Below are 20,538 nucleotides of genomic sequence, written 5' to 3' on the forward strand. Positions count from 1 at the left end.
TCTTCCCGACCCACGCTAGGGCGCGAACCGGTCCCGACCCGGCCGGACGCACGGGGCGTCGCCGGAGTGCACTCCGGCGACGCCCCGCCTCACCCGTGGAGAGCAGCAGCCGACCTCGCCCGCCGTCCCGCGCCGGCGATCAGAACGAGGCTTCGTCGGTCAGCGGGGGCACGGCGTACGGCCGGAGGACCATCAGCGAGGCCTCCGAGGCCGCCACCATGGCGAAGGGGAACCGGTCGAGCGCGAGACAGAGTGCGACGTCATCGGGATGGACTCCTTGACGCACCCGTTCCACCAGCTCGGCGGCGGCGCGCGATTCGCCGGCGCGGCGGAGGAACTCGGCCGCGTCCGTCTCGGCCTCGGTGACCCTCCGCGCGATGTACTGAGCACACGCCAGATCCTCTTCCGCCCGCCCGTCCTCGCCGGTGACCACGAACGTGACACTGTCGGACGCGCGTGTCCGCAGGAGTCGAGCCGTCGCCTCCGCCACCACGAAGCCGGCACACAACACCAGCGAAGCCTCCTTGACCGCCAGGGCGCCGACCGTCCCGGCCGTGGTCTTCTGCACGACGGTCCGTCCGCCGAGGTCCATGGACCGCAGCATGCCCGGCGAGTTGACGGTGTCGAACCCGGGTGCGGGCGGACCGTCCTTGATCGCCACCCAGTGCGGATGGCGGGCCTTGAGCGCCAGGGCCTCGTCCAACGACTCGGCGAGCACGATCCTTTCCGCGCCCTGGGCAAAGGCCCAGGCAGCCACCGTGAAAGCCCGCATGACGTCGACCACGACCGCCACGGAAGGGGTTTCGACCAGATCGGCGATGCCGAGGAAACGAGCGTTCATACGATCATGATCGTGCATGCCGACCGGGAAGGTCGCGTTCCGCCGGAAGACCGTCCGACCTCGGGACGGTCGGGGCGCCCCACCTGCACCGCGCGGCCCACCCTGGTCGTATCGAACTCCGGTGCCGCGGTGACGGCGGATCCACGGCGACTTACGCAGCCAACCGGGGGGTCGCGGCGCGCGCCGCCGCCCCGGAGTGTCGCTCGGGCTGCTACTGCTGGGCCGGGCCGGGCGCCGCCCGCCCCGGCCGTCGCCGCGCACACCAGGAGCCACGTACATGCCGACCCGTGCCCCCGCCCGCCGGAGCCGCCTCCGCACCGGACTGTCCGCCACCGTCCTGACCGCCGCCGCGCTCGGCGGACTGCTGCAGCCCGCGGTGGCGGCCGGTGACCCCGGCCCGGCCGACGGACCGGGGCGCCACGACAAGGCCCTCCAGCGGCAGCTCGACCGACTGGTCGCCCAGGAGGACGGCCCGCCCGGGGTGATCGCCCTGCTCACCCGGGGCGACCGTACGCAGGTGTACACGGCCGGCGTCGGCGACATCGCGACCGGTCGCCCACCGCACCCCGACGACCACATGCGCATCGCCAGCATCGCCAAGGCGTTCAGTGGAGCGGTCGCCCTCCAACTCGTCGACCAAGGCAGGCTCTCCCTCGACGACACCATCGGCGAGCGCCTGCCCGACCAGCCCGAGGCCTGGCACGCGGTGACGCTGCGCCAGCTCCTCCAGCACACCAGCGGCCTGCCGGACTTCTCGACCGCCCCCCGGTTCCTGGAGATCCTCACCGCCGACCCGCGCCACGTGTTCGACCCCCGCACCCTCCTCGACTTCGTGGCCGACAAGCCGCTGCTCTTCGAACCCGGCTCCCTGTACGAGTACTCCAACTCGGACAACATCGCGATCGCGCTGATGGCCGAGGCCGTCTCCGGGCGCCGCTACGAGGACCTCCTCAAGGAGCTCGTGTACCGCCCGCTGGGGCTGCACCGGACGAGCCTGCCCCTGGGGTACCGGCTCCCGCGCCCGTACCTGCACGGCTACGACGTCCAGCCGCCGGCCGAACCGGAGGACATCAGCGAGGCCTTGGGCGCGTCCGGTGTCTGGGCCTCCGGTGGCATCGTCTCCACCCCGAAGGAACTGGGCACCTTCATCCGGGCCTACGGCGGCCCCTCGATGCTGTCGGCGCAGACCCGCAAGGAGCAACTGACCTTCCGTCCCGGCGACTCCTCGGAGCCGGCCGGCCCCGGCACCAACGCCGCCGGGCTGGCGATCTACCAGTACACCACCCGCTGCGGTGTGGTCTACGGCCACACCGGGAACTTCCCCGGCTACACCCAGCTCGCCGCCACCACCCCCGACGGCACCCGGTCGTTGACCTTCTCGATCAACACGCAGACCAGTAAGGGCAACAAGCCCGCGCTGCTGGCCCGACTGCGCACCGTGCAGGAGGATTTCGTCTGCGCCCTGCTCAAGAAGCCCTGAGGCGCCGCGACATGACGAAGTGACGGAGTGACGGGGCGGCGGGATGGCGGGTGTGGCGGTGCGCCGGGTGTGGCGCGAAAACGATCACGCTCGCCCGCGCCGCCACCCGCGATCCCTATGCTGACGCCATGCTCGACATACCTCTTTCAGCGCTGGAAGTCGCGATGGTGCAAACGGGCACCCGAGCCGTGGACACCCTGCGGGACACCACGGCCTTCGCCCAAGGACTGGAGAACCTCGGTTACCACCGACTCTGGTACGCGGAGCATCACCACTCTCCCGCGATCGGCGCCTTCCCACCGGTCGTCCTGACGGCGCACGCGGCCGCGTCGACCTCGGCCATCCGGCTCGGTTCGGGGGGCGTGCTCGCCCCCAACCACGCCCCCCTCAGCCTGGCGGAGCAGTTCGGCACGCTGGCCGCCCTGCACGAGGACCGTATCGACCTGGGTATCGGTCGTGGTCCCGGTACGTTCGACGACGGCATCGCGCGGGCGCTGCGCCGCGGCGCCGACCCGGCGACGGACGCCGAGTACCGGGACGACGTGGCCGCGATCCTGTCGTTCCTGGTGGACGAGGTGGCACTGGGCCCGCTGCCGGAGCCGTGGCTGCTGGCCTCCAGCCCCGCGGGGGCGGCCCTCGCCGCGGAACTCGGCCTGCCGGTCGCGGTCGCCCACCACATCCGGCCGGACAACACCCTCGCCGTTCTGGAGCGCTACCGGTCGGCCTTCTCCCCGTCCCGCTGGTGCGAGCGGCCCCGCGTACTGCTGTGCGTGGAGGCCGTGTGCGCGGAGACGGAGGAGGAGGCCGTACGGCGCGCGGGGCCGATGAACGTCGTGAAGGCCGGCCTCCTGAAGGGCGAGAGTCGGCTGCCCTTCCCCACCCCCGAGCAGGCGGCCACCCACCCCTTCACGGAACAGGAACGGCACGCCTTGGCGGGCTTCCGCGCGCAGCAGGCCGTCGGCACGCCGGAGACCGTCGTGAAGCGGCTCGCGCACCTCGCCACCGAGACCGGGGCGGACGAGCTGATGCTGACCACGCCCGTCCATGACCTCGGCGACCGCATCGCCTCGTACGCGCTCATCGCAAAGCACCGGGGAGCCGCGACGCCGGCGTAGGCGCGGTCGCCGCCGCCATCGCTGCCGCAGTCGGCCCCGCCGCGCAGGTGCTCGTGACACTGCTCACAGGCGACGCGGCACCACGCGGGTGGCCACAGGCGTTGGCGCTCCGAGGTTGTCGCCCTCGACCGGAGAGGCCCGTGTGCACTGAGCCACACAAAACGGGCCATTCGGTCGAGGTGGTGCTCCGAACGGATGACCTAGCCTGGACCGACCAGCGTGATCCGGGGGCTGAGGGCAAAGGAAGAGCACGTCCATGCGCATCACCACCAGTTCCGCACGTCGTCGACGGGCGGGGTACGGGGCCGCGGCCGCCCTTCTCGGCCTCCTGGCGGCAGTCGGCAGCCCTGCTTACGCCGCTACGGACGGCTCGGTGGACCGCACCCCGGACGCGCCCCCCGGCGGCCACTCCACGCAGGCCGGAACGACGGGCGCCGCGCAAGGCGCCGCTCAGGGGGCAGCCCGCGGTGCCGCTCACGGGGCAGCCCAGGGGACACCCCAGGGTGCTGCCGCTCACGGGGCGGCCCAGGGCGCCGCTCTCGGCAGCACCAGCACCAGCACCGGGGTCCCGCTGGGGATATCCCGGCTGGCGCAGGGCGCGGGCCGGCAGGTCGCGATCACCATCGACGACGGCCCGGACCCCCGTTGGACGCCCCAGGTGCTGGAGACGCTGCGAAAGAACCACGTCAAGGCCACCTTCTGCATGATCGGCACCAAGGCCCAGAAATACCCGGAGCTGGCGCGCGCGGTCGCTGCCGACGGGCATCAGCTGTGCGACCACTCCGTCGACCACGACGTCACGATGGACCACAAGCCCGTCGCCTACCAGCGGCAGCAGATCCTCGACGGCAAGGCCATGATCGAGAAGGCCGTTCCCGGGGTCCCCGTCACGTACTACCGCGCGCCGGGCGGAGCCTTCACCCCCGACAGCCGCGCTATCGCCGCCGCGAGCGGGATGCGGCCGCTGGGCTGGAGCGTCGATCCCAAGGACTGGAGCCGGCCGGGCCTGAAGGCCATCCTCTCCACCGTGCAGGGCAAGCTTCCGCAGCAGCCGACGGTCCTCTTCCACGACGGGGGCGGCGACCGCAGCGAGACCGTCGCCGCGCTGAAGGAGTACCTGCCCTGGCTCACCGAGCAGGGCTACAGCTTCTCCTTCCCGGCCCGCACGACCCCGTAGTCCCGGCCCCGGGCCGCCCCCCGCCTCACCGGGCGGGGAGGCGGAATCCGTTGAAGAGGTCGTCCATGCCGCGCAGGGCCAGGCGGTCCGGGGTGGCACCGAGCGCGAGATCACGGACGGCCGCCGCGACCGGATTGCGCAGGACGCCCAGACGTCCGACGCGGCGGGCGCGAAGGCGCACGGCGTCGGTGCGGACGAGACGAGCGGCGGTGTACGCGGCGAGGGCGGCCGGAACAGCCGGATCGGCAGTGTCCCGGCCCTCCCAGCTCTCCCGGCTCTCCCGGCCGTCCCGGCCGCCTTGGTCCCCGTACCCGTCCCCGCCCCCACCGTCTCCGCGCTCTCCGGCGGGCAGCAGGTGGGCGAGGACCACCGCGTCCTCGATGGCCTGGCAACCGCCCTGGCCGAGGTTGGGCGCCATGGCGTGCGCCGCATCACCCAGCCAGGCGATGCGGCCGTGGTGCAGGCGCGGGAGCGGCGCGGCCAGGTCGTAGAGATCGTTCCGCAGGACATCGGCGGGGTCGAGAAGCCCGACCCGGTCCAGCAGGGCCGGAATGGGTGCGTGCCATGAACCGAAGCGCTGCCGCAGTTCGGTGCGCGGGTCGGTGAAGGGGGTGTTCGGCGGGACGACCGCGGTGGCGTAGAGGTAGTGGCGGCCGTCCGCGAGTGGGGTGACCCCGAACCGCTTCCCCCGGCCCCATGTCTCGCTCATGGCCCGTATACGCAGGTCCGGCGCCTCCACGAGGGTCCGCCAGGCCGTCTCACCGATGTAGTGCAGTCCGGGGTGGGCGGGAAAGTACGCGCGGCGCAACGGGCTGTGGATGCCGTCGGCGGCGACGACGAGATCGGCGGGCAGGCCCGGCCCTGCCGCCGTGCGTACGGTCGGGCGGCCCTCGGCGTCGTCGACGCCGGTCACCTCGGTGCCGTAACGAAGGGCCGATGGCGGCAGAGCGGCGGAGAGGGTGGCGGTGAGGGCCGGGCGCGGAACGGCGAGGGGCGCCATCCCGTATCGGGCCTTCATGTCCTCGGTGCCCGCCCGGGTGAGCCACCGGCCGTCGGGGCGGCGCACACCCATCGTCGCGGGTACGGCGCCGCCGATCGCGCGGGAGACGTCGACGCCGATGGCGCCGAGCGCGCGCAGGGCGTTGGGGGCGAGGCCGATGCCGGCGCCGGTGAAGGGTGCTTCCGGGGCGCGTTCGCAGACGGTGACGTCCCAACCCCGGCGGTGCAACGCGACGGCGATCGTGAGGCCGCCGATCCCGGCTCCTACCACCACCGCGTGACGGTTCGTCATGGTCACCCTCTCCGTTCGGAGCCCCCACCATAGAACGGCCGGGTCGGGGACCCGACGGCCGTCAGGAGCGGCCGGCCGTTCGCCGTGGGAGGTCGGGCCCGGCCGGTGGCCGCCCGGTCCGGGAAGCCGGGCTGCCGCACCTTGCCCGAGGGGCGGCCCAGGGCGACTCCGCTCAATGCCAGCGCCAGGCCGCACAGTTGTCGGCCCGTCAGTACCTCCCCGGCGACCGCCGTCCCGAGCAGCACCCCCGTGACCGGGTTGAGCAGCCCTATCAGGCCCACCGTCCCGGCGGGCAGACGGCGAAGACCGGCGAACCACACGACGAAGGCCAGCGCGGTGGCGACCAGGCCGACGTAGCAGTACGCGAGGAAGGCCGACGGGGACATCGGCGGCGGCGGGCCCTCGACGGCCACGGCGACCGGCAGCAGGAGCAGGCCGCCGGCGGTGAGCTGCCAGGCGGTCGAGGCGAGCACACCGGCGTCGGCGGCAGAGGTGCCCCACCGCTTCGCCAGGATGTGGCCGAAGGAAGAAACCAGTACCGCCGCGGCCGAGGCCAGGACGCCCGGCACGCTGATCCCGCCCGTGCCCCCGAGCAGCATGAGGCACACTCCGCCCAGCCCGATCGCGGCACCCGCCAGGTGGGCGACGCCCGGACGCTCGGCCACCAGGAGCCAGGCGGCGAGCATCATGATCAAGGGGGAGACGGCCATGACGGTCGAGGCCACGCTCGTCGCCAGCAGCTGGGAGGCGACGAAGACGAGGACGAAGAACACGCTCACATTGAGCAGCCCGAGGACGGCGGACCGCCCCCACCACACGCCGTGCGGCCGGCGGCGGCACAGCGCCAACAGGACCAGGCCGGCCGGCAGCGCTCGTAGGGCGGCCCCGTACAGCGGGTGGTCCGCCGGTAGGAACGCGTGGGTGACGAAGTAGTTGGCCCCCCAAACGATCGGCGCCACAGCGGTCAGTGCCACCCAGCGCGTATTTGCTTCCATGGAAGGTATTGTAGCTTCCATGGAAGCAAATGCATCGTCGGGGGAGCACGGGCAGCGCGGACAGGACGGACAGGAGCACGGACCGTCGCTGGACCGGGTGGCCCGGATCCAGGCCGACTGGCGCCGCGAACGGCCTGACCTCGATGTCGGCCCACAGGGCGTGATCGGCCGACTGCACCGCCTCGCCGACCGGCTCGGCGCGGAACTCCGCCTCGTCTACGACCGCTACGGCCTCGGCGAAGGCGAGTTCGACGTCCTGTGCGCACTACGCCGCGCCGGTGAGCCCTTCGAGCGGGCGCCGGGTGAACTCGCCGCACACACCATGGTCACCACCGGCGCGATGACGAAGCGGATCGACCGCCTGGAACGGTCCGGGCTCGTCACCCGCCGGCGCTCCGGCGACGACCAGCGCGGCCGGATCGTCGCCCTCACCTCGGCCGGGCGCGACCTCGTCGACCGGGCGTTCACCGACCACATGCGCAACGAACGCCGTCTGCTGGACCTCGTCACGCCCGAGGAGGCCGCGGCACTGGAAACGCTGCTCACCGCCTGGCTCTCCCGGCTGGAGGACTGAGGCGGGGGAGCACGGCCGGCCCCCCCCCGGTACCCGCCGATCTCGGCCCCCGGCTCGACCTGGAGAATGCCACGGTATGAACTCTCCGTCACCGTCGGGTCCTTGGGGCAGATCGCTCCGCGCCGTGCGGGCGTACCCGCGCCGCGCGCCGTTGACCCTCGCCTATGTCTGCCTGCTCCTGGTCGGCCATGTCTGGATCGGCCAGGGGCTGTCCGCCGATCGGGCGGCCGGCGTACTGGACCACCTCAGCACCAACCTGGACAACCTGCAGGACCACCCACTGTCCGCACTGCTCGGCAGCGTGCTGTTCTTCGACGGCACGCTCACGGACATCGCGTCGACCGACTTCGTGGGTACCTTCATCACCTTGGGCCTCGGCGTCTGCTGCTTCCTGGCCTGGGTGGAGCACCGATGGGGGAAGCGGCGCGCTATAGCCGTCTTCCTCGGCGGGCATGTCGTGGCCACCCTGCTCACCGCTGTCGTCATCGTCGTCGCGCTGCGGCAGGGTTGGTATCCGACGGCCGTGCGGCAGTCCTTGGACTACGGGGTCAGTTACGGCGCCCAGACCGTGCTGGCGATCGGTACGCTCGCCCTGCCGCGCCGTGGCCGGCTCCCTTGGGCCGTCTTCGTCCTCGCATGGCCGCTCGGCGGCGCCGACTGGTCCGCGCCACTGCCGGACTTCACCACGATCGGCCATGTCCTGGCGGCGCTGCTCGGCTTCGGGTTGCTGGCTGTCCCGGCGTTCCGGCGGCAAGGTATCCGCGCCGCCGCTCCGTTGCCCGCCACGGCGAGCGACTTCGGCCCGGACCGGGTCACCGTCACGGACCCGACGCCACCGGCAGCCGTGGGGGAGACGCCGCCCTCGACCTGAGCGTCGCCGCCCCGACTGCGGCAGGAGCCCGCGCGCCCGACCGGCCCCGGCCCCTTGCCCGTCGGCGGCGGGCCGGGGCCGACCGACCGCGCATCACCCCCGGTCGGGACCGCGGCCCCCGGAAGCCGTCCCCTGATCCCGTCCTCTGATCCCGTTCCCCGATCCGTCAAGGAGCGGGTTCGGCTTGCCGGAGGCTGCGGAACACCTCAGGGGTCGTCCAGCCGCGCAACGTGGCGTGGATCGTCGAGCGGAACGCCGCTTCGGCCGTGTCGGTGTCGAGGGCCCCGGCCAGTTCGAGCGTCACGAGCCCGTGCAGCGTCCCCCAGATCGACAGGGCGATCGACCGTGCCTCGCCGGCCAGGACGGACGCCGCCAAGCCGCGATCGATCGCCGCGAGGAGCGGGCGGATCGGGTCACCGGCACCGACCGGTCCTGACGGGTCGAAGGACTGCACACCGCCGAACAGCACCGCGTACAGGTGGCTGTGTCCGCGCGCCCAACCGCGATAGGCGACGGCCAGCGCGTAGAGGTCCGCGAGAGGCTCCGCGGAGGTCGACACCGCCGACAGGCCCTCGAACAGGCCGGTGACGGCCCTGTCGCGCACCGCGCCGAACAGGCCGTCCTTGCCGCCGAACAGCGAGTACACCGCCGTCGTCGACGCCTCGGCGGCCGCGGCCACGGCGCGGAGCGTCACCGACTCCCGCGGACGGGTGGCGAGCATCTCCGTTGCGCACAACACGAGTCGCTCTCTGACGGCTTCGTCGTTCGTTCTCGGCCTACCCACGACCAGCAGCCTACCGGCCTTTGATAACGTCGTTTTGAAACAGCGTTCTGAAATTGCTGGAGGATCGCCGTGCCCACATCCGCCGTACGCCTCGTCCGCTCGATCGGACGCTCACTGCTCGCCCTGGCCGCCGTCGGGGCGCTGGTCGTCGTCTTCATCGCACTGATCGCGCTCACGGATGGGGCGGGCTCCGGGCTCGCCGCATGGCTGACGACCCTGGGGATCGGGGCCGTCCTCGCGATAGGGCGGGGGCGGCGCCGCACGGGGCCGGCGCGGCTCGTGCCGTTCCTGCCGGTGGTCGTCGCGGCGGCGTTGACGGCGACGGTCTGCATCCCGACCGTGCCGACGGACCGACGGTTCCCGCCCGCCCTGCCGTTCGTGGCCACCCAGCACTGGAGCCTGGCCACGGGCAGTCGGGTCGCGGTGTACCACTACCCGCCCGCGAACCAGGGCGCCCCGCACCCCGTCCCGCTCGTGTACCTCGCCGGCGGCCCGGTCCGCGGCATCTCGGTGCTCGACCACCGCTTCCTGCAACTCCTGGCAGGCCAGGGACATGACGTCTACGCCTACGAACAGGCCGGCGGCGGACGGAGTGACCTGCTCCCCATGGGCCGGTACACGATCGACAGGTCGGTCCGCGACCTGGCCGCCTTCGTCGACCACCTGGACCGGGGCGCGGTGGACGTCCTCGGGTTCTCCTCAGGCGGCGTCGTGCTCACCCGGGCCCTGGCCGCCCCGAGCGTCGCCGCACGCGTGCACCGGGCGATCATCGCCGAGCCCGGCCCCATGGACGGTCCCACCGCGCACATCGCCGGGCACAAGGGCCGAGAATCCGCACGGGGCCTGGCGCCGGCCATGAGCGGACCGCGATCCACGCACGTTCCCCGGTACGCAGTGGCGTTCGGCCTCATGCGGCTCGGACTCCTCACCCCCGACACCGGCCTGATCGGACAGGCCGAGGGGGCCAACGCGTTCACGGCCGCCGACCTAGGCAGCGACACCGCATCCGCCTACTGCGCGCGCGACGCGCACCGCATCCCCGCCGAGGACACCGCACACAACTTCACCTTCAGCGCCGCTGCCAGTCTCCGCGTCCAGCAGACGGTCAAGGACTCGCCCGCCATCGCACCGCTGCTACGGCAGTCCCGGACCCCCGCGATGCTGATGATCGCCGAGTGCTCCTCCCAGGTCCGTCAATGGGCGACCGCCGTCCTCGCCGACGACCCAGCCGTCCGGCGCACGCAGTACATGCCCGGCGTCGGACACCACATGTGGAACGGCCTGGACGACAACAACGACCGGGCCGCCGCCGTCATCACCGCGTTCCTTCAGGACCGGCCGGCGCCCCTGCCGAACCATCCGACCCGGGACGAGATAGCTGCCTTCCTGCGCGACCACGGATGATCCGGCCCGATCGGCACGCCCAGGGCATCTCTAGGACCGCGTGGCCCTCCCGCACTCGTCCGCGCCGAAGCCGCCCTGCGCGACCGGTGCGTCGCGGTCGTACGGGTCGACCTCCTCGCCGGCTTCGTCCGCCCGGCGCTCGTCACCGAACGGCGGCGTGAGATAGCCCGTCGGGGCGCCGCAACCGCCGTTGGTCATGTCGTACTTGTACGAGACGATCGAGAACGTGCCCGGCTGCGTGGTCACCTTGTCGGGGTCGTCCCAGCTCAGGACCAGCTCACGCCGGACGATCGTGCGGACGATCTCGCCGTCCCCGCCCGCGCCCGCGTCCGCGCGGGTGACCGGGTAGACGAAGGTGACGTCGGCCGTCACCTGCAGCGCGCCGCGCTCGCCCTCCCGGTAGGTGAGTTGGCCCTTGGTCTTCACGACGTCGCCGACCAACTGGCTGCGGGAGGGCTGGAAGCGACTGAAGAGGAGAAGCGGGTCGTTCTTCTCGGTCGGGGTCTGGAAAGCGGTCTTCAGAAGGTCCTGGACGTCCTTCTGGTGCGGGTTGATCAGTGCGATGGCCTGCTCGGGGCGCTCGCCCCGCAGCACCCCTCGGTCCAGGCCGGACGTGACGATGAAGTCCCGGCTACGGGCGAGGGCCTGCTCGACCTGGGCCGCGCTCATCCAGCCGACCGCCCGGGCCTCCGGCACGGTGATCCCCGCCGCCCCGCTCGCCCAGTCGGCCGCCGGAGAGCCGCGGAACGGCTCGTCCATGGTGGGGTTTCGGCCCGCTTTCGCCGGGGCGGCGTGGTCGTCACCGGCGAACAGGTCCACCACACGCCCGGGCACGAACGCCACCACCAGCAGCGCCAACGAGACCAGCAGTCCGACCAGGTACCAGCCGGTGCGCCGCGCGGGCCGCGCGGGCGTGTAACCGCGCCAGGCCTCCGAGCCGTTGGGCGGTTCGGTACGCAGCCGGCCTGTCACTTCGCGGGCTCGTGCCGACGGCTCCGTGGGAGCGTCGGCGGCACCCGCCACCGACTCGCGCAGAAACCGCTCCCACTCCTCGTCGGACCTGGACGAACCGTCCGGCTCCGTACCCGCTCCCATCCCCAACCCCCTGGCCATCGTCCGTCAGCGGCCCACCCCTTGGACGCGCGTTCGCATCATGGCACAGGGCGCCGACGGCGACGGAACCCCGGTCAGCGCCTACGCGACCTGCGTGCTCAGGACAGGATCTCGATGTACCCGTCGGTTCCGTGCACCCGGATCCGCTGCCCGTCGCGGATCAGCGAGGTGGCCCGCTCCACGCCCACCACGGCCGGCAAGCCGTACTCCCGGGCGATCACCGCGCCATGGGTCATCAGGCCGCCCACCTCCGTGACCAGGCCGGCGATCCCGACGAACAGCGGGGACCAACTGGGGTCCGTGAAGGTCGTGACCAGGATGTCGCCCGCTTCGAGATCGGCCTCCGCCATGTCGAGGACGACGCGGGCCCTCCCCTCCACGGTCCCGGCGGAGACCGGCAGGCCGATCAGGGCTCCGACCGGCGCGTCCTCGCGGCGGTACGCTCCGTTGAGGGCCTCACCGTCGGAGGTGAGCACCCGCGGCGGCGAGAGCTCGTGGTACGAGCGGAACGCCTCCTTGCGTTCCTGGATCAGCCGGTCGTCGACCCCGTTCGAGCGCACGACGTCATGGAGTTCCTGGAACGTCAGGTAGAAGGCGTCCTCCCGCTCAGGAAGCACACCCGCCTGCACGAGGCGTTCGGCCTCCCGCAACAGGGCCTGCTTGTAGACGAAGTAGCGGCTGATGATCCCGTACTTCGGGTACTCCCGGTACCCGATGAAGGTTCTGACCCGCTCGATCATCCGCCGGACCTCGTCCGCCTTCCGGTCCCCGTCCGGCTGGGCCCGCAAGCGGGCCAGTACGTCCTGTTCCTTAAGCCGTGCCTTCTGCCGCCCCTGCTCGAAGCGCCGCTCGGCAGCGCCCGGCTCGAAGTTCCGCACGTTGTCCAGGAGTACGGGCACCAGCGTGGTGGGGCGTTCCCGCCAACGCGGCCTCGTGATGTCGATCTCCCCGACGCAGCGCATGCCGTACAGGTCCAGGTAGGCCTCGATGGCGGCGCGCGCCTCGGCCCCGCCCGCGAGCTTCGCCAACGCGTCCAGGAAGTCCTCGTCCTCGACCTCCCGCAGGAACGCCACCACCTCCGGCAGCGGCCGGACGACGTCCGCGACGTCGAGCAGTGCCAGCCCCATCTCCGACGTGACGTTGTCAGGAGCGGACAGCGTCAGCGTGTCAGCCGCGTTCTTCTCGCCCAGCCACTCCTGCAGCTTGTCGTTGAGCCACCACGTGGCCTCCATCCCCGCCATGATCGCCTGAATGCTCAGCGGATCGCTGAGCACCCGCTTGTGCTCCTCGAAGGCCTCCAGCAGGAAGTCGAAGAGCTCCGGCCCGGTCTTCGTCCGGATGTCGCGCTCCAGGGCGGCGATGGACGCCCGGCTGCGCTCGATCAGTTCGGTGACGACGGCCGGATCGGTCCGGATCGGGGCGGGCGCGCCGCCGGCCGGCGGCCCGCCGGGACCCGCGTCCGGGAGCGAAGGGACGAAGCCGTCGCGCTCGAGAACGGTCTCCAACGCGTCCCTGACCAGCGGATCACCCTTACCCAGGGCGTCGAGGAGACCGGCGCGGCTCGCCGGCGAGGCAAGGCGCCCGGTGACGTCGACGAACAGCCTCCCGCCGGCCTCGTGCATCGCCACCATGGCCGTCAGCTGCCACATGGAGTACCCCAGGGGCCTCATGGGATCGGTCATCATCTGCCCATGGCCGACGGAGACGTAGACGTGGTTCTCCTCGTCGCCGGCCTCCGGGACAGGGAACAGCGTCGTGATCGGCCGGCTCTGGACGATCCGGAAGCCGTCGTCGACCAGACACCACTCGATGTCCTGCGGGCGGCCGAAACGCGCTTCGATCCGTCGCCCGAGCTGCACGAGGCTCACGGCCTGAGCGTCCGTCAGCGCCGGCTGCTCCTGCCGCCGGGCGTCGACCGTCACTTCCCGCGTGCCGCCGGCGGGCAGCGCGTGAACGGCACGCTCCTTGACAGAGATCGACTTGGCGACGACCTCGCCGTCGCACACCCTGAAGACGTCCGGGTTCACCAGGCCGGAGACCAAGGCCTCGCCGAGGCCGAAGCCCGCGTCCACGGTGGCGACCTTCCGGTTGCCCGTGACCGGGTCGGCCGTGAACAGGATGCCGGACGCGTGCGGGACCACCATCCGCTGCACGACCACGGCCATGAGAACCGTACGGTGGTCGATGCCGCCGCGCCGGCGATAGGTCACGGCCCGCTCGGTGAACAGCGATGCCCAACACCGGCTGACGTGCCGAAGGATCGCCGCCGGCCCCACGATGTTCAGGTACGTGTCCTGCTGACCGGCGAAGGAGGCCGTCGGCAGGTCCTCGGCCGTCGCGCTGGATCGGACGGCGTAGGCGGCCTGCTCGCCGAACCGGGCGAGCGCGCCGGTGATCGCCGCGGCGAGATCGTCCGGGACGACGACCTCCTCGATGGTTCGACGGATCCGCGCGCTGAGCGTCCGGACCGCCTCCCGGTCGTCGGGGTTCACGCGCGACAACGCATCGAGCTGATCGTCGATCGACGGTGCCTGCGCCATGATCCGGCGGAAGGCGTCCGTGGTCACGCAGAAGCCATCCGGCACATGGACGTCTTCGATCCGCGACAGTCCGCCTAGGTGCGCACCCTTCCCACCGACGAGCGCGACCTGCGCCGGGTCGACCTGCCGTAGACCCCTCACGTACTGCTCGATCACTGCGCCACCTCCGAGGCGGCCGTGTTCCGTCGTCCTGTGGCGGCCGATCGCACCACCGGCCCCTCTCGCTTCGTCGAACCTCTCGTCGAGCACGTATTCATCCTTGGTTCGACACGCACGTCGTAGCCCCGTTTCCGCAGGTTGTGGCCTCGGTCGAGGATTCTCCGCCGTACCCCGGGTCTTGTGGCAAGCCCCCCGGTGCGCTATAGCTTGAGAGTGGCGGGAGGGACTCCCCTCGCCCCTCACAGTCGGCCTGATGGAGATCGCCGTCACTCATGACGAGCGGCCCGGTCGGTACCGTCGTAGATCACCGTCTCGCGCAGCTGAGCCCGACGACCACTGGCCGCGGGAAAACACCTTCCGTTTCGTTCCTCCGAAGAGCGCTGTCGCGCGCCGTATGCCGCGCTCCGCCGGGGGCAGCCGCACCGTTTCGAGCACGGCGCGGCCCGCCGACGTGAGCCGCTTTCGAACCTGGAGGAGGCCTGCGGGCCCACCACGGTTGCCACGGTCGGTCGAGGAGGCGCTTCGCCTGTGCGGGCGGTCTCGTCCTGGAGGACCGCCTCGCACCCCACATCCGCGAGAGCCGGGACCACGGCCGCAGCGCGCTGCGCGGGTCGTTGCCGGCGTCGGCGTCGGCGTGACGGGGTAGGGGGCGCCGTCCGGACGGCGACTTCCACGGCTACGCCACCGAACCGACCCCGGCGGCGAGGGCGGCGACGGCCGAGGGGACGGTGGCGTGGACGTCCGGTGCCTGCGCTCCGGCACCCACCCCGAGGGTGCGACGTGCCTCCGCGCTGGAGGTGACCACTGCGGCCGCCGTGCCCGCCTCGCGGCACATGCGGTCGGCCCTGACGACGATGCTCACGGCCGCGGGACTGAGCACGGCGTCGGACAGTTCGAGCACGACGGGCGTGGACCGGTGGGCGGTCAACAGCCCATCGATCGTCGACGTCGTCGCTGCCCGACGGCCGATGTCGAGGTCGGCTTGCAGCCGGACTATCAGTACTCCGCTGTCGGTCACCTTGATGGGCAGCACGGACACTCCTTCGCTGGGCAAGCCGCAACTGTTTGTGTACCGGCCACGTGCCCTGACCGGACGGTTGCATGCGCGCGAACGACCGATCATGTGAAAGCCGACCTGGTGCCGACCTGGTGCCGGCCTCCTGCCGACCGTGTGAAAGCCGCCCGCCGGGCCGGCCGGCGGAGCGTCGTCGGCTACCTCGGCCGGTCGTCCTCCTCGTCGGGTCGCTCGCCCTTCTTCCGGTGGAGTACCCGCGCGGTCCTCGTCCTGCTTTCGTTCGCCCGGCCGACCCGCTCGGCGTCCGCCGCCGGCTGTGCCCCGGTGCCCGTACGGGTAGGGGCTCCCGGCCGTCGCCCGTGCTCGTCCGCGGTGCCGCCTTCGTGCTGCATCCGAGGTCGTCGGGCCAGCGGCCGCTCCCCGTTCTCGCCCGCCGCGCTCATGTACGCACCTCCTCCGTGCCCGCTCCCCCTCTCCCGTACGCCTACCCGGCCACGCACAGTCGAGTCACCTCGGGCGCGCGGTATGCCGGCGGCCCCCGCGGGGAGCTCCGCCGTACGCTCGCGGGATGACCGACAACGAGATCAAGCTGAAGGCCATCGGGGCACTGACGGGTGTGCGGAGCGGGATCGACGCGGACTACGTCTCGTCGCTGCTCGGTGAGGTGACGCCAGCGGAGTTCCTCGTGCCCGCCGACGCCGATGCGGCGGAGGTCGGGTCCGCCATGCTGGATCAGCTGTCCGGTCCGCTCAGCGCCCTGATCAGCGGATTCGTGCTGGCCTTCGAGGCGGTCGCGGACGCGTTCGACCGAACGGGGGCGGAGGCGTCCGCGCAGGAGATCCTGCAGGACCTCGCCCTGCGACTCGCGAGCGAAGCCGACTGATCCGCGCCTTGGCGCAGCCGGCCTGACGCTGGAGGGTTTCCGAGGACGGAATCCCACCGATCCGCGTGATCGTCGTACTTTGGGGTGGGGGAGGAGTTCAGACGGTGCTTTCACCGGCCACCGCCACGAGAGGGACGAGCAGGAGGACGGATCATGAGCGAGACCAGTGCCCGCGGCGACGACGTCTACCAGCCCCAGCCGGAGGACGAGCCCTCCGAGCTGCAGCCCGACATGGACGACAGCCTCGGTGAGCTCGGCATGGACGCCCTGCTCGACCAGGGCTACTCGCCGCCCGAGCGGCCCTATACGAGGCAGCGGGACGACACCACGGGCGAGGCGCAGCGGCGGGGGGAGACCCTCGACGAACGCCTCGCCCGGGAAGAGCCCGATCGGGAACCCACGGGGGGAGACGGTATCGGGGACCTGGTGGACGGCGAGGGCGAGCCCATGGACGCGCAGGCGGGCGGCCCACGCGCCGGACGGCTGGCCGCGGCCACCGCCTCACCCCACCAGAACTCCGTCCTCGCGCGCGACGTGGGGATCGACGCGGGGGCGGCCTCGGCGGAGGAAGCCGCCATGCATCTCATCGAGGACCCCGAGGAGAGGCAGTTCCTGTAGGAGGCACGGGCCATCCGGTGAACTCCGGCGCATGCCGGAAGGACGACGGGGCAGACGCCCTGTCGGAACCGATGGTGTCGCGGACCGGGGGCGAACAGCCCGATCCGTGGCCCAGGCACCGCTGTGACGGCACCCGTCGATGTTCACGCCTACGGCCCAGAGCCCGAGGCGCGCATACCTACGGCGAGAGATGGTCTCGCCGCGCACGTTTGTCTGTTTCAGCCTAGTTTGGGCCCCGTCGGGATTTCCTACCTCAAGGAGTTCACCATGGCGGACAAGGGCAAGATGGATCAGGCCAAGGGCAAGGCCAAGGAGGCCGTCGGCAAGGTCACCGGCAACGACCGGATGAAGACCGAGGGCAAGATGGACCAGGCCAAGGGCAAGACGAAGGAAGCCATGAGCGAGGCCGAGGAGCGCGCTCGCGGAATCCAGGACTCGCTGCGCGACAAGCGCGACAAGACCTGACCCAGCCCCCACGAGCCATCCGGTGGCTCATGGGTGGAGCAGGACCGGCCCCCGGCGCCTCGGCGTCGTGGGGCCGCCCCCTGTCGGGGCCGGCGTCGAGCGCCGGCCGATGTTCCCCGAACCGTTCACCCCGCGCACCGTCAGGCGCACCGACCTCGCCGCTCCGGGAAACCGCCGAACTCGCCCGGCAGGCGTGGCGGTTCGATCGATACCCGCCAGTAGCCCTTCAACAGGGCCTGTTTACAGTGGTGTTGACCGACCGTCGGCGATGTACGAGGCCGGCGGGAGAGCGTGCGCGCGGCGGTGCGCCGTCGTGCGCGGGAACATAAGGAAATCATGGGTTCGATACACAAGCGCGTCGGCGCGGTGCTCGGTTCGGCCGCCCTTTTCGTCGGCGTGGCCTTCACGGCCGGGGCCGCGACGGCCGGCGCGGACGAGGTGGGCGACCTCTCGTCCGACATCGACTTCTCCGTCTCCAGGACCGGCGTCTCGGGCGTTGCCGCGATGGAGCCGGACGGGTCGTTCACGATGAACCTGGTCAGCCCCACGGACGGCCACGACATGGGCTTCGCGCGTTGGAACGCCGACCCGCAGCCCGCGCCCGACATTCCGGGCGACTCCCTGATCGCCAAAGACATCAGCCCCGACGGCTGGGCCGTCGAGGCCGAATTGAGCACCGGCCGCATCGCCTCCACGCGCGGCCACAAGGCGATCTACATGAAGGTCGTGCCCGGCAACCTGCCCGAGGGACACCCGTACAAGCTGCGCGGGTGCATCGCGAAGGGCAGCGAGCGCAAGTGCACCGGCTGGGTCTCGGTCCACGCCTGATCCGCCGAGGGGCCGGGCCGCTCGGCGGCCCGGCCGACCCCCGCGCCGATCCGCCGATCGCGCCGGCGCACCCGTTCAGTCCTCGTCGGCGGAAGTCCGGCCCGAGGAGGTGTTCTTCTTCAGCTCCTGGGCGAGCATCACGAGGATGCCGCTGGGGCCACGGAGGTACGTCAGCTTGTAGACGTCCTGATAGGTCGCCACACCACGCAGCGGATGACATCCGTGCCGTGCGGCCGTTTCGAGGGCTTTGTCGATGTCGTCGACCGAGAAGGCGACGCGATGCATGCCGATCTCGTGGGGCAGGGTGGGCTGCGTCTCGATCGCCTCGGGGTGGATGTACTCGAAGAGCTCGAGGCGACCCTGACCGTCCGGGGTCTGGAGCATCGCGATCTTGGCGTGATTGCCATCAAGGCCGACGGCGGTGTCGGTCCACTCGCCACTGACCGTGTCACGGCCGATGACCGTGAGGCCGAGGTCGGTGAAGAAGGAGACCGTTGCTTCGAGGTCACGGACGGCGATGCCGACGTTCTCAAGTTTGATGGCCATGCCTCGCATGCTAGTGCCGTGACCGGCAAGGTTCACCGGGTCGCGACGCCCGGCACGGCACCTCGCCGCGTTGTCGGACCACGCAAGTACGTCCGGTACGAGTCGCGGCCCTCCGCCTTGCGATGCACCGCACCGGACGCGCAACCCGGCAAACCTTTCCGGCCACGGCACTAGCGAGCCGGGCCGGTCGGGCGAGCGGACCTCGCGATGGCGGCCGGTGTGACCGGGGTGAAGAAATTGACGAGGTTGCCGTCGGGGTCGCGGAGCAGGAGCGTGCGGTTCCCCCAGGGCATGGTGGTCGGTTCGTTGACGAAGTCCTCGACGAAGCCGCTCAGGTTCTCGTAAACGCCGTCCACGTCGTCGACGAGGAATTCGAGGATGACGCTGTGGTTGTCGGCCGGGCGGGCGGAGCCGGGCGCGAACAGGGGGACGGTGCGGGTGCTGCCGATCGCGAGGGTGGCCGAGCCGGTCCTGAGCTCGGCGAAGTCCTCGTTGGCCCAGGTGGCGGACACTGCGGTGGCACGCTCGTAGAAGTCGACGAGGCGGGCGACATCGCCCGTGATGACGCGGGTGGATACGAACTGCATGGGTCTTCTCCAAGGTCGATCGGTGCTTGTTCCCGCACGCTACGACCAATACCGGGCGGAACCCGCCCGGTATGTGCGGGAGACTTCCGGTCATGCCCCGCCCCCTCGCTCGCGTCCTCACCCTGCTGGAGCTTCTGCAGTCGGGTGGCATCCGGACCGTGTCCGAACTCGCCGATCGGCTGAACGTCGACGAACGCACCGTACGGCGCTACGCACAGCAGCTCCTCGATCTCGACGTGCCCGTCGAGTCGGTGCGCGGTCGCTACGGTGGCTACCGGCTCGCCCCCGGTTTCCGTATGCCCCCACTCATGCTGAGCGACGACGAAGCACTGGCCGTACTGCTCGGCCTGCTGGCCGGCCGGCGATCGGGCCTGACGGTGGCCACGGACACGGCGAGCGAGACGGCGGCGGCCAAGATCCGGCGCGTGCTGCCCGAGCGGCTGCGCCGACGGCTCGAAGCCGTGCTCGGCTCCCTCGCCTTCACGGATCCCCCCGGTACGGCGGCCGTCGCCCCGGAACCCGCGATCCTCCTCCCGATCGCCGACGCGGTGCACCATCACCGGCCGATCTCGATCCGGTACACCGCCGGCGACGGTCGACGCAGCGAGCGAACCCTGCACCCGTACGGGGTCGTCGCCCACTCGGGCAAGTGGTACGTGACGGCGGCGGATCTTTCGACGGGCGAGGATCGGAACTTCAGACTGGACCGCATCACCGCTGTGCGGACCCTGTCCGGATCGTTCGAACCACCACCGGGCATCGATGCGGCGAGTCGGGTCCTGACCGGGCTCGCCACGGCGCCGTACCGGCACGAGGTGACGCTGCGGATCCGGGGGACCGCCGAGCAGATCCACACCCGACTGCCCGCCGGCATCGCGATCGTGGCGGAACTGCCCTCGCCCGACGGCCCGGATCCGGCGACGGAGGGCTGGTGCCGAGTCGAACTGCGGGCGGAGCGGCTCGACTGGCTGCCTGCCGTACTCGCCTCGATGGACCGACCTTTCGTCATCGAACGCCCCGAGGAACTACGCGGCCTCGTCGCGGCCTTCGCCGAACGGCTCGCGGACTTTGCCCGGCGAAGCCCACCTCCATGACGATCCGGGAGGGGGGCGGCGTCAGGGCGGACGCGTGGTCCTGGAGGAGGTCACCCGGTACCCCGCCCAGGCACCCCACGCACTCCACGGGCGGCCCTGACGGCCGAAGCACCGGGTGCGATCACGGCGGAACGGGGGTGCGATGGAAGAAGCCCCGC

The 20,538-nt window shown here is 71.6% G+C and carries 21 protein-coding genes; 11 read left to right on the forward strand and 10 right to left on the reverse strand.

Annotation, left to right across the window (positions count from 1 at the left end; translation table 11 throughout):
- Positions 1–139 precede the first annotated feature (139 nt).
- Positions 140–841 (reverse strand): 2-phosphosulfolactate phosphatase, encoded by a 702-nt coding sequence (locus tag BCL76_RS34300; RefSeq protein ID WP_109783288.1) that lies wholly within the window; start codon positions 839–841, stop codon positions 140–142.
- Between the two features lie 277 nt (positions 842–1,118).
- Between BCL76_RS34300 and BCL76_RS34305 the strand changes: the two genes are divergently transcribed.
- The 3 genes from BCL76_RS34305 (at position 1,119) to BCL76_RS34315 (ending at position 4,613) form a co-directional block, all read left to right on the forward strand.
- The gene (locus tag BCL76_RS34305) at positions 1,119–2,321 is read left to right on the forward strand and encodes a serine hydrolase domain-containing protein (RefSeq protein WP_109783289.1); all 1,203 of its coding nucleotides are present in this window, start codon (positions 1,119–1,121) and stop codon (positions 2,319–2,321) included.
- A 128-nt stretch (positions 2,322–2,449) separates the two neighbouring features.
- Positions 2,450–3,436, forward strand: coding sequence for an MsnO8 family LLM class oxidoreductase (locus tag BCL76_RS34310; RefSeq protein ID WP_109783290.1), 987 nt, complete (start codon positions 2,450–2,452; stop codon positions 3,434–3,436).
- Positions 3,437–3,692: 256 nt separating this feature from the next.
- On the forward strand, positions 3,693–4,613 hold the full coding sequence (locus tag BCL76_RS34315) for a polysaccharide deacetylase family protein (RefSeq protein WP_109783291.1): 921 nt from the start codon (positions 3,693–3,695) through the stop codon (positions 4,611–4,613).
- 25 nt (positions 4,614–4,638) lie between these two features.
- On the opposite strand, the gene BCL76_RS34320 is transcribed toward BCL76_RS34315, so the two are convergent.
- A complete protein-coding gene (locus BCL76_RS34320) occupies positions 4,639–5,904 on the reverse strand; it encodes an FAD-dependent oxidoreductase (RefSeq protein ID WP_109783292.1) in 1,266 nt (421 codons plus the stop codon).
- A 2-nt stretch (positions 5,905–5,906) separates the two neighbouring features.
- Entirely contained in the window at positions 5,907–6,899 is a 993-nt protein-coding gene (locus BCL76_RS34325) for an EamA family transporter (RefSeq protein WP_109783293.1), read from the reverse strand.
- 19 nt (positions 6,900–6,918) lie between these two features.
- Between BCL76_RS34325 and BCL76_RS34330 the strand changes: the two genes are divergently transcribed.
- Together BCL76_RS34330 and BCL76_RS34335 are read left to right on the forward strand one after the other, a co-directional pair.
- Complete coding sequence (locus BCL76_RS34330; RefSeq protein WP_109783294.1) at positions 6,919–7,473, forward strand: MarR family winged helix-turn-helix transcriptional regulator; 555 nt, start codon at positions 6,919–6,921, stop codon at positions 7,471–7,473.
- Between the two features lie 76 nt (positions 7,474–7,549).
- A complete protein-coding gene (locus BCL76_RS34335) occupies positions 7,550–8,344 on the forward strand; it encodes a rhomboid-like protein (RefSeq protein WP_181382860.1) in 795 nt (264 codons plus the stop codon).
- A gap of 166 nt (positions 8,345–8,510) precedes the next feature.
- On the opposite strand, the gene BCL76_RS34340 is transcribed toward BCL76_RS34335, so the two are convergent.
- Positions 8,511–9,128 carry a TetR/AcrR family transcriptional regulator gene (locus BCL76_RS34340; protein ID WP_109783295.1) on the reverse strand — a complete coding sequence of 206 codons (618 nt, stop codon included), beginning with the start codon at positions 9,126–9,128 and terminating at the stop codon, positions 8,511–8,513.
- Positions 9,129–9,197: 69 nt separating this feature from the next.
- On the opposite strand from BCL76_RS34340, the gene BCL76_RS34345 reads away from it, so the two are divergent.
- A complete protein-coding gene (locus BCL76_RS34345; RefSeq protein WP_109783296.1) occupies positions 9,198–10,532 on the forward strand; it encodes an alpha/beta fold hydrolase in 1,335 nt (444 codons plus the stop codon).
- Positions 10,533–10,562: 30 nt separating this feature from the next.
- Here the strand turns inward: BCL76_RS34345 and BCL76_RS34350 are convergent, their stop codons facing one another.
- From BCL76_RS34350 to BCL76_RS34365, 4 genes are all read right to left on the reverse strand, one after another.
- Complete coding sequence (locus BCL76_RS34350; protein WP_109783297.1) at positions 10,563–11,627, reverse strand: hypothetical protein; 1,065 nt, start codon at positions 11,625–11,627, stop codon at positions 10,563–10,565.
- A gap of 116 nt (positions 11,628–11,743) precedes the next feature.
- A complete protein-coding gene (gene rph / locus BCL76_RS34355) occupies positions 11,744–14,341 on the reverse strand; it encodes a rifamycin-inactivating phosphotransferase (protein ID WP_109783298.1) in 2,598 nt (865 codons plus the stop codon).
- A 679-nt stretch (positions 14,342–15,020) separates the two neighbouring features.
- Positions 15,021–15,377 carry an STAS domain-containing protein gene (locus tag BCL76_RS34360; RefSeq protein WP_109783299.1) on the reverse strand — a complete coding sequence of 119 codons (357 nt, stop codon included), beginning with the start codon at positions 15,375–15,377 and terminating at the stop codon, positions 15,021–15,023.
- Between the two features lie 179 nt (positions 15,378–15,556).
- On the reverse strand, positions 15,557–15,802 hold the full coding sequence (locus tag BCL76_RS34365) for a hypothetical protein (protein WP_109783300.1): 246 nt from the start codon (positions 15,800–15,802) through the stop codon (positions 15,557–15,559).
- Positions 15,803–15,927: 125 nt separating this feature from the next.
- Between BCL76_RS34365 and BCL76_RS34370 the strand changes: the two genes are divergently transcribed.
- The 4 genes from BCL76_RS34370 (at position 15,928) to BCL76_RS34385 (ending at position 18,153) form a co-directional block, all read left to right on the forward strand.
- Positions 15,928–16,242, forward strand: coding sequence for a hypothetical protein (locus BCL76_RS34370; RefSeq protein ID WP_109783301.1), 315 nt, complete (start codon positions 15,928–15,930; stop codon positions 16,240–16,242).
- A gap of 153 nt (positions 16,243–16,395) precedes the next feature.
- Positions 16,396–16,860: a DUF5709 domain-containing protein gene (locus tag BCL76_RS34375; RefSeq protein WP_109783302.1), complete on the forward strand. Its 465-nt coding sequence runs from the start codon at positions 16,396–16,398 to the stop codon at positions 16,858–16,860.
- A 267-nt stretch (positions 16,861–17,127) separates the two neighbouring features.
- On the forward strand, positions 17,128–17,325 hold the full coding sequence (locus tag BCL76_RS34380) for a CsbD family protein (protein ID WP_109783303.1): 198 nt from the start codon (positions 17,128–17,130) through the stop codon (positions 17,323–17,325).
- Positions 17,326–17,661: 336 nt separating this feature from the next.
- Positions 17,662–18,153, forward strand: coding sequence for a hypothetical protein (locus BCL76_RS34385; RefSeq protein ID WP_109783304.1), 492 nt, complete (start codon positions 17,662–17,664; stop codon positions 18,151–18,153).
- Between the two features lie 75 nt (positions 18,154–18,228).
- Here the strand turns inward: BCL76_RS34385 and BCL76_RS34390 are convergent, their stop codons facing one another.
- On the reverse strand, positions 18,229–18,699 hold the full coding sequence (locus tag BCL76_RS34390) for a VOC family protein (RefSeq protein ID WP_109783305.1): 471 nt from the start codon (positions 18,697–18,699) through the stop codon (positions 18,229–18,231).
- A 170-nt stretch (positions 18,700–18,869) separates the two neighbouring features.
- Positions 18,870–19,286, reverse strand: a complete 417-nt coding sequence (locus tag BCL76_RS34395) for a VOC family protein (RefSeq protein WP_109783306.1) — start codon at positions 19,284–19,286, stop codon at positions 18,870–18,872.
- A gap of 92 nt (positions 19,287–19,378) precedes the next feature.
- On the opposite strand from BCL76_RS34395, the gene BCL76_RS34400 reads away from it, so the two are divergent.
- Entirely contained in the window at positions 19,379–20,380 is a 1,002-nt protein-coding gene (locus tag BCL76_RS34400; protein ID WP_109783307.1) for a helix-turn-helix transcriptional regulator, read from the forward strand.
- Positions 20,381–20,538 lie beyond the last annotated feature (158 nt).

The sequence above is a fragment of the Streptomyces sp. CG 926 genome (assembly GCF_003148825.1).
GTDB lineage: Bacteria > Actinomycetota > Actinomycetes > Streptomycetales > Streptomycetaceae > Streptomyces.

Bases quoted from the DNA above. Each gene is read 5' to 3' on its own strand.
- BCL76_RS34385 (WP_109783304.1), top strand. From the start codon at position 17,662: ATGGGTTCGATACACAAGCGCGTCGGCGCGGTGCTCGGTTCGGCCGCC.
- BCL76_RS34400 (WP_109783307.1), top strand. From the start codon at position 19,379: ATGCCCCGCCCCCTCGCTCGCGTCCTCACCCTGCTGGAGCTTCTGCAG.
- BCL76_RS34305 (WP_109783289.1), top strand. From the start codon at position 1,119: ATGCCGACCCGTGCCCCCGCCCGCCGGAGCCGCCTCCGCACCGGACTG.
- BCL76_RS34395 (WP_109783306.1), bottom strand. From the start codon at position 19,286: ATGCAGTTCGTATCCACCCGCGTCATCACGGGCGATGTCGCCCGCCTC.
- BCL76_RS34350 (WP_109783297.1), bottom strand. From the start codon at position 11,627: ATGGGAGCGGGTACGGAGCCGGACGGTTCGTCCAGGTCCGACGAGGAG.
- BCL76_RS34335 (WP_181382860.1), top strand. From the start codon at position 7,550: ATGAACTCTCCGTCACCGTCGGGTCCTTGGGGCAGATCGCTCCGCGCC.
- BCL76_RS34380 (WP_109783303.1), top strand. From the start codon at position 17,128: ATGGCGGACAAGGGCAAGATGGATCAGGCCAAGGGCAAGGCCAAGGAG.
- BCL76_RS34315 (WP_109783291.1), top strand. From the start codon at position 3,693: ATGCGCATCACCACCAGTTCCGCACGTCGTCGACGGGCGGGGTACGGG.
- BCL76_RS34320 (WP_109783292.1), bottom strand. From the start codon at position 5,904: ATGACGAACCGTCACGCGGTGGTGGTAGGAGCCGGGATCGGCGGCCTC.
- BCL76_RS34325 (WP_109783293.1), bottom strand. From the start codon at position 6,899: ATGGAAGCAAATACGCGCTGGGTGGCACTGACCGCTGTGGCGCCGATC.
- BCL76_RS34330 (WP_109783294.1), top strand. From the start codon at position 6,919: ATGGAAGCAAATGCATCGTCGGGGGAGCACGGGCAGCGCGGACAGGAC.
- BCL76_RS34365 (WP_109783300.1), bottom strand. From the start codon at position 15,802: ATGAGCGCGGCGGGCGAGAACGGGGAGCGGCCGCTGGCCCGACGACCT.
- BCL76_RS34390 (WP_109783305.1), bottom strand. From the start codon at position 18,699: ATGGCCATCAAACTTGAGAACGTCGGCATCGCCGTCCGTGACCTCGAA.
- BCL76_RS34310 (WP_109783290.1), top strand. From the start codon at position 2,450: ATGCTCGACATACCTCTTTCAGCGCTGGAAGTCGCGATGGTGCAAACG.
- BCL76_RS34370 (WP_109783301.1), top strand. From the start codon at position 15,928: ATGACCGACAACGAGATCAAGCTGAAGGCCATCGGGGCACTGACGGGT.
- BCL76_RS34300 (WP_109783288.1), bottom strand. From the start codon at position 841: ATGAACGCTCGTTTCCTCGGCATCGCCGATCTGGTCGAAACCCCTTCC.
- BCL76_RS34375 (WP_109783302.1), top strand. From the start codon at position 16,396: ATGAGCGAGACCAGTGCCCGCGGCGACGACGTCTACCAGCCCCAGCCG.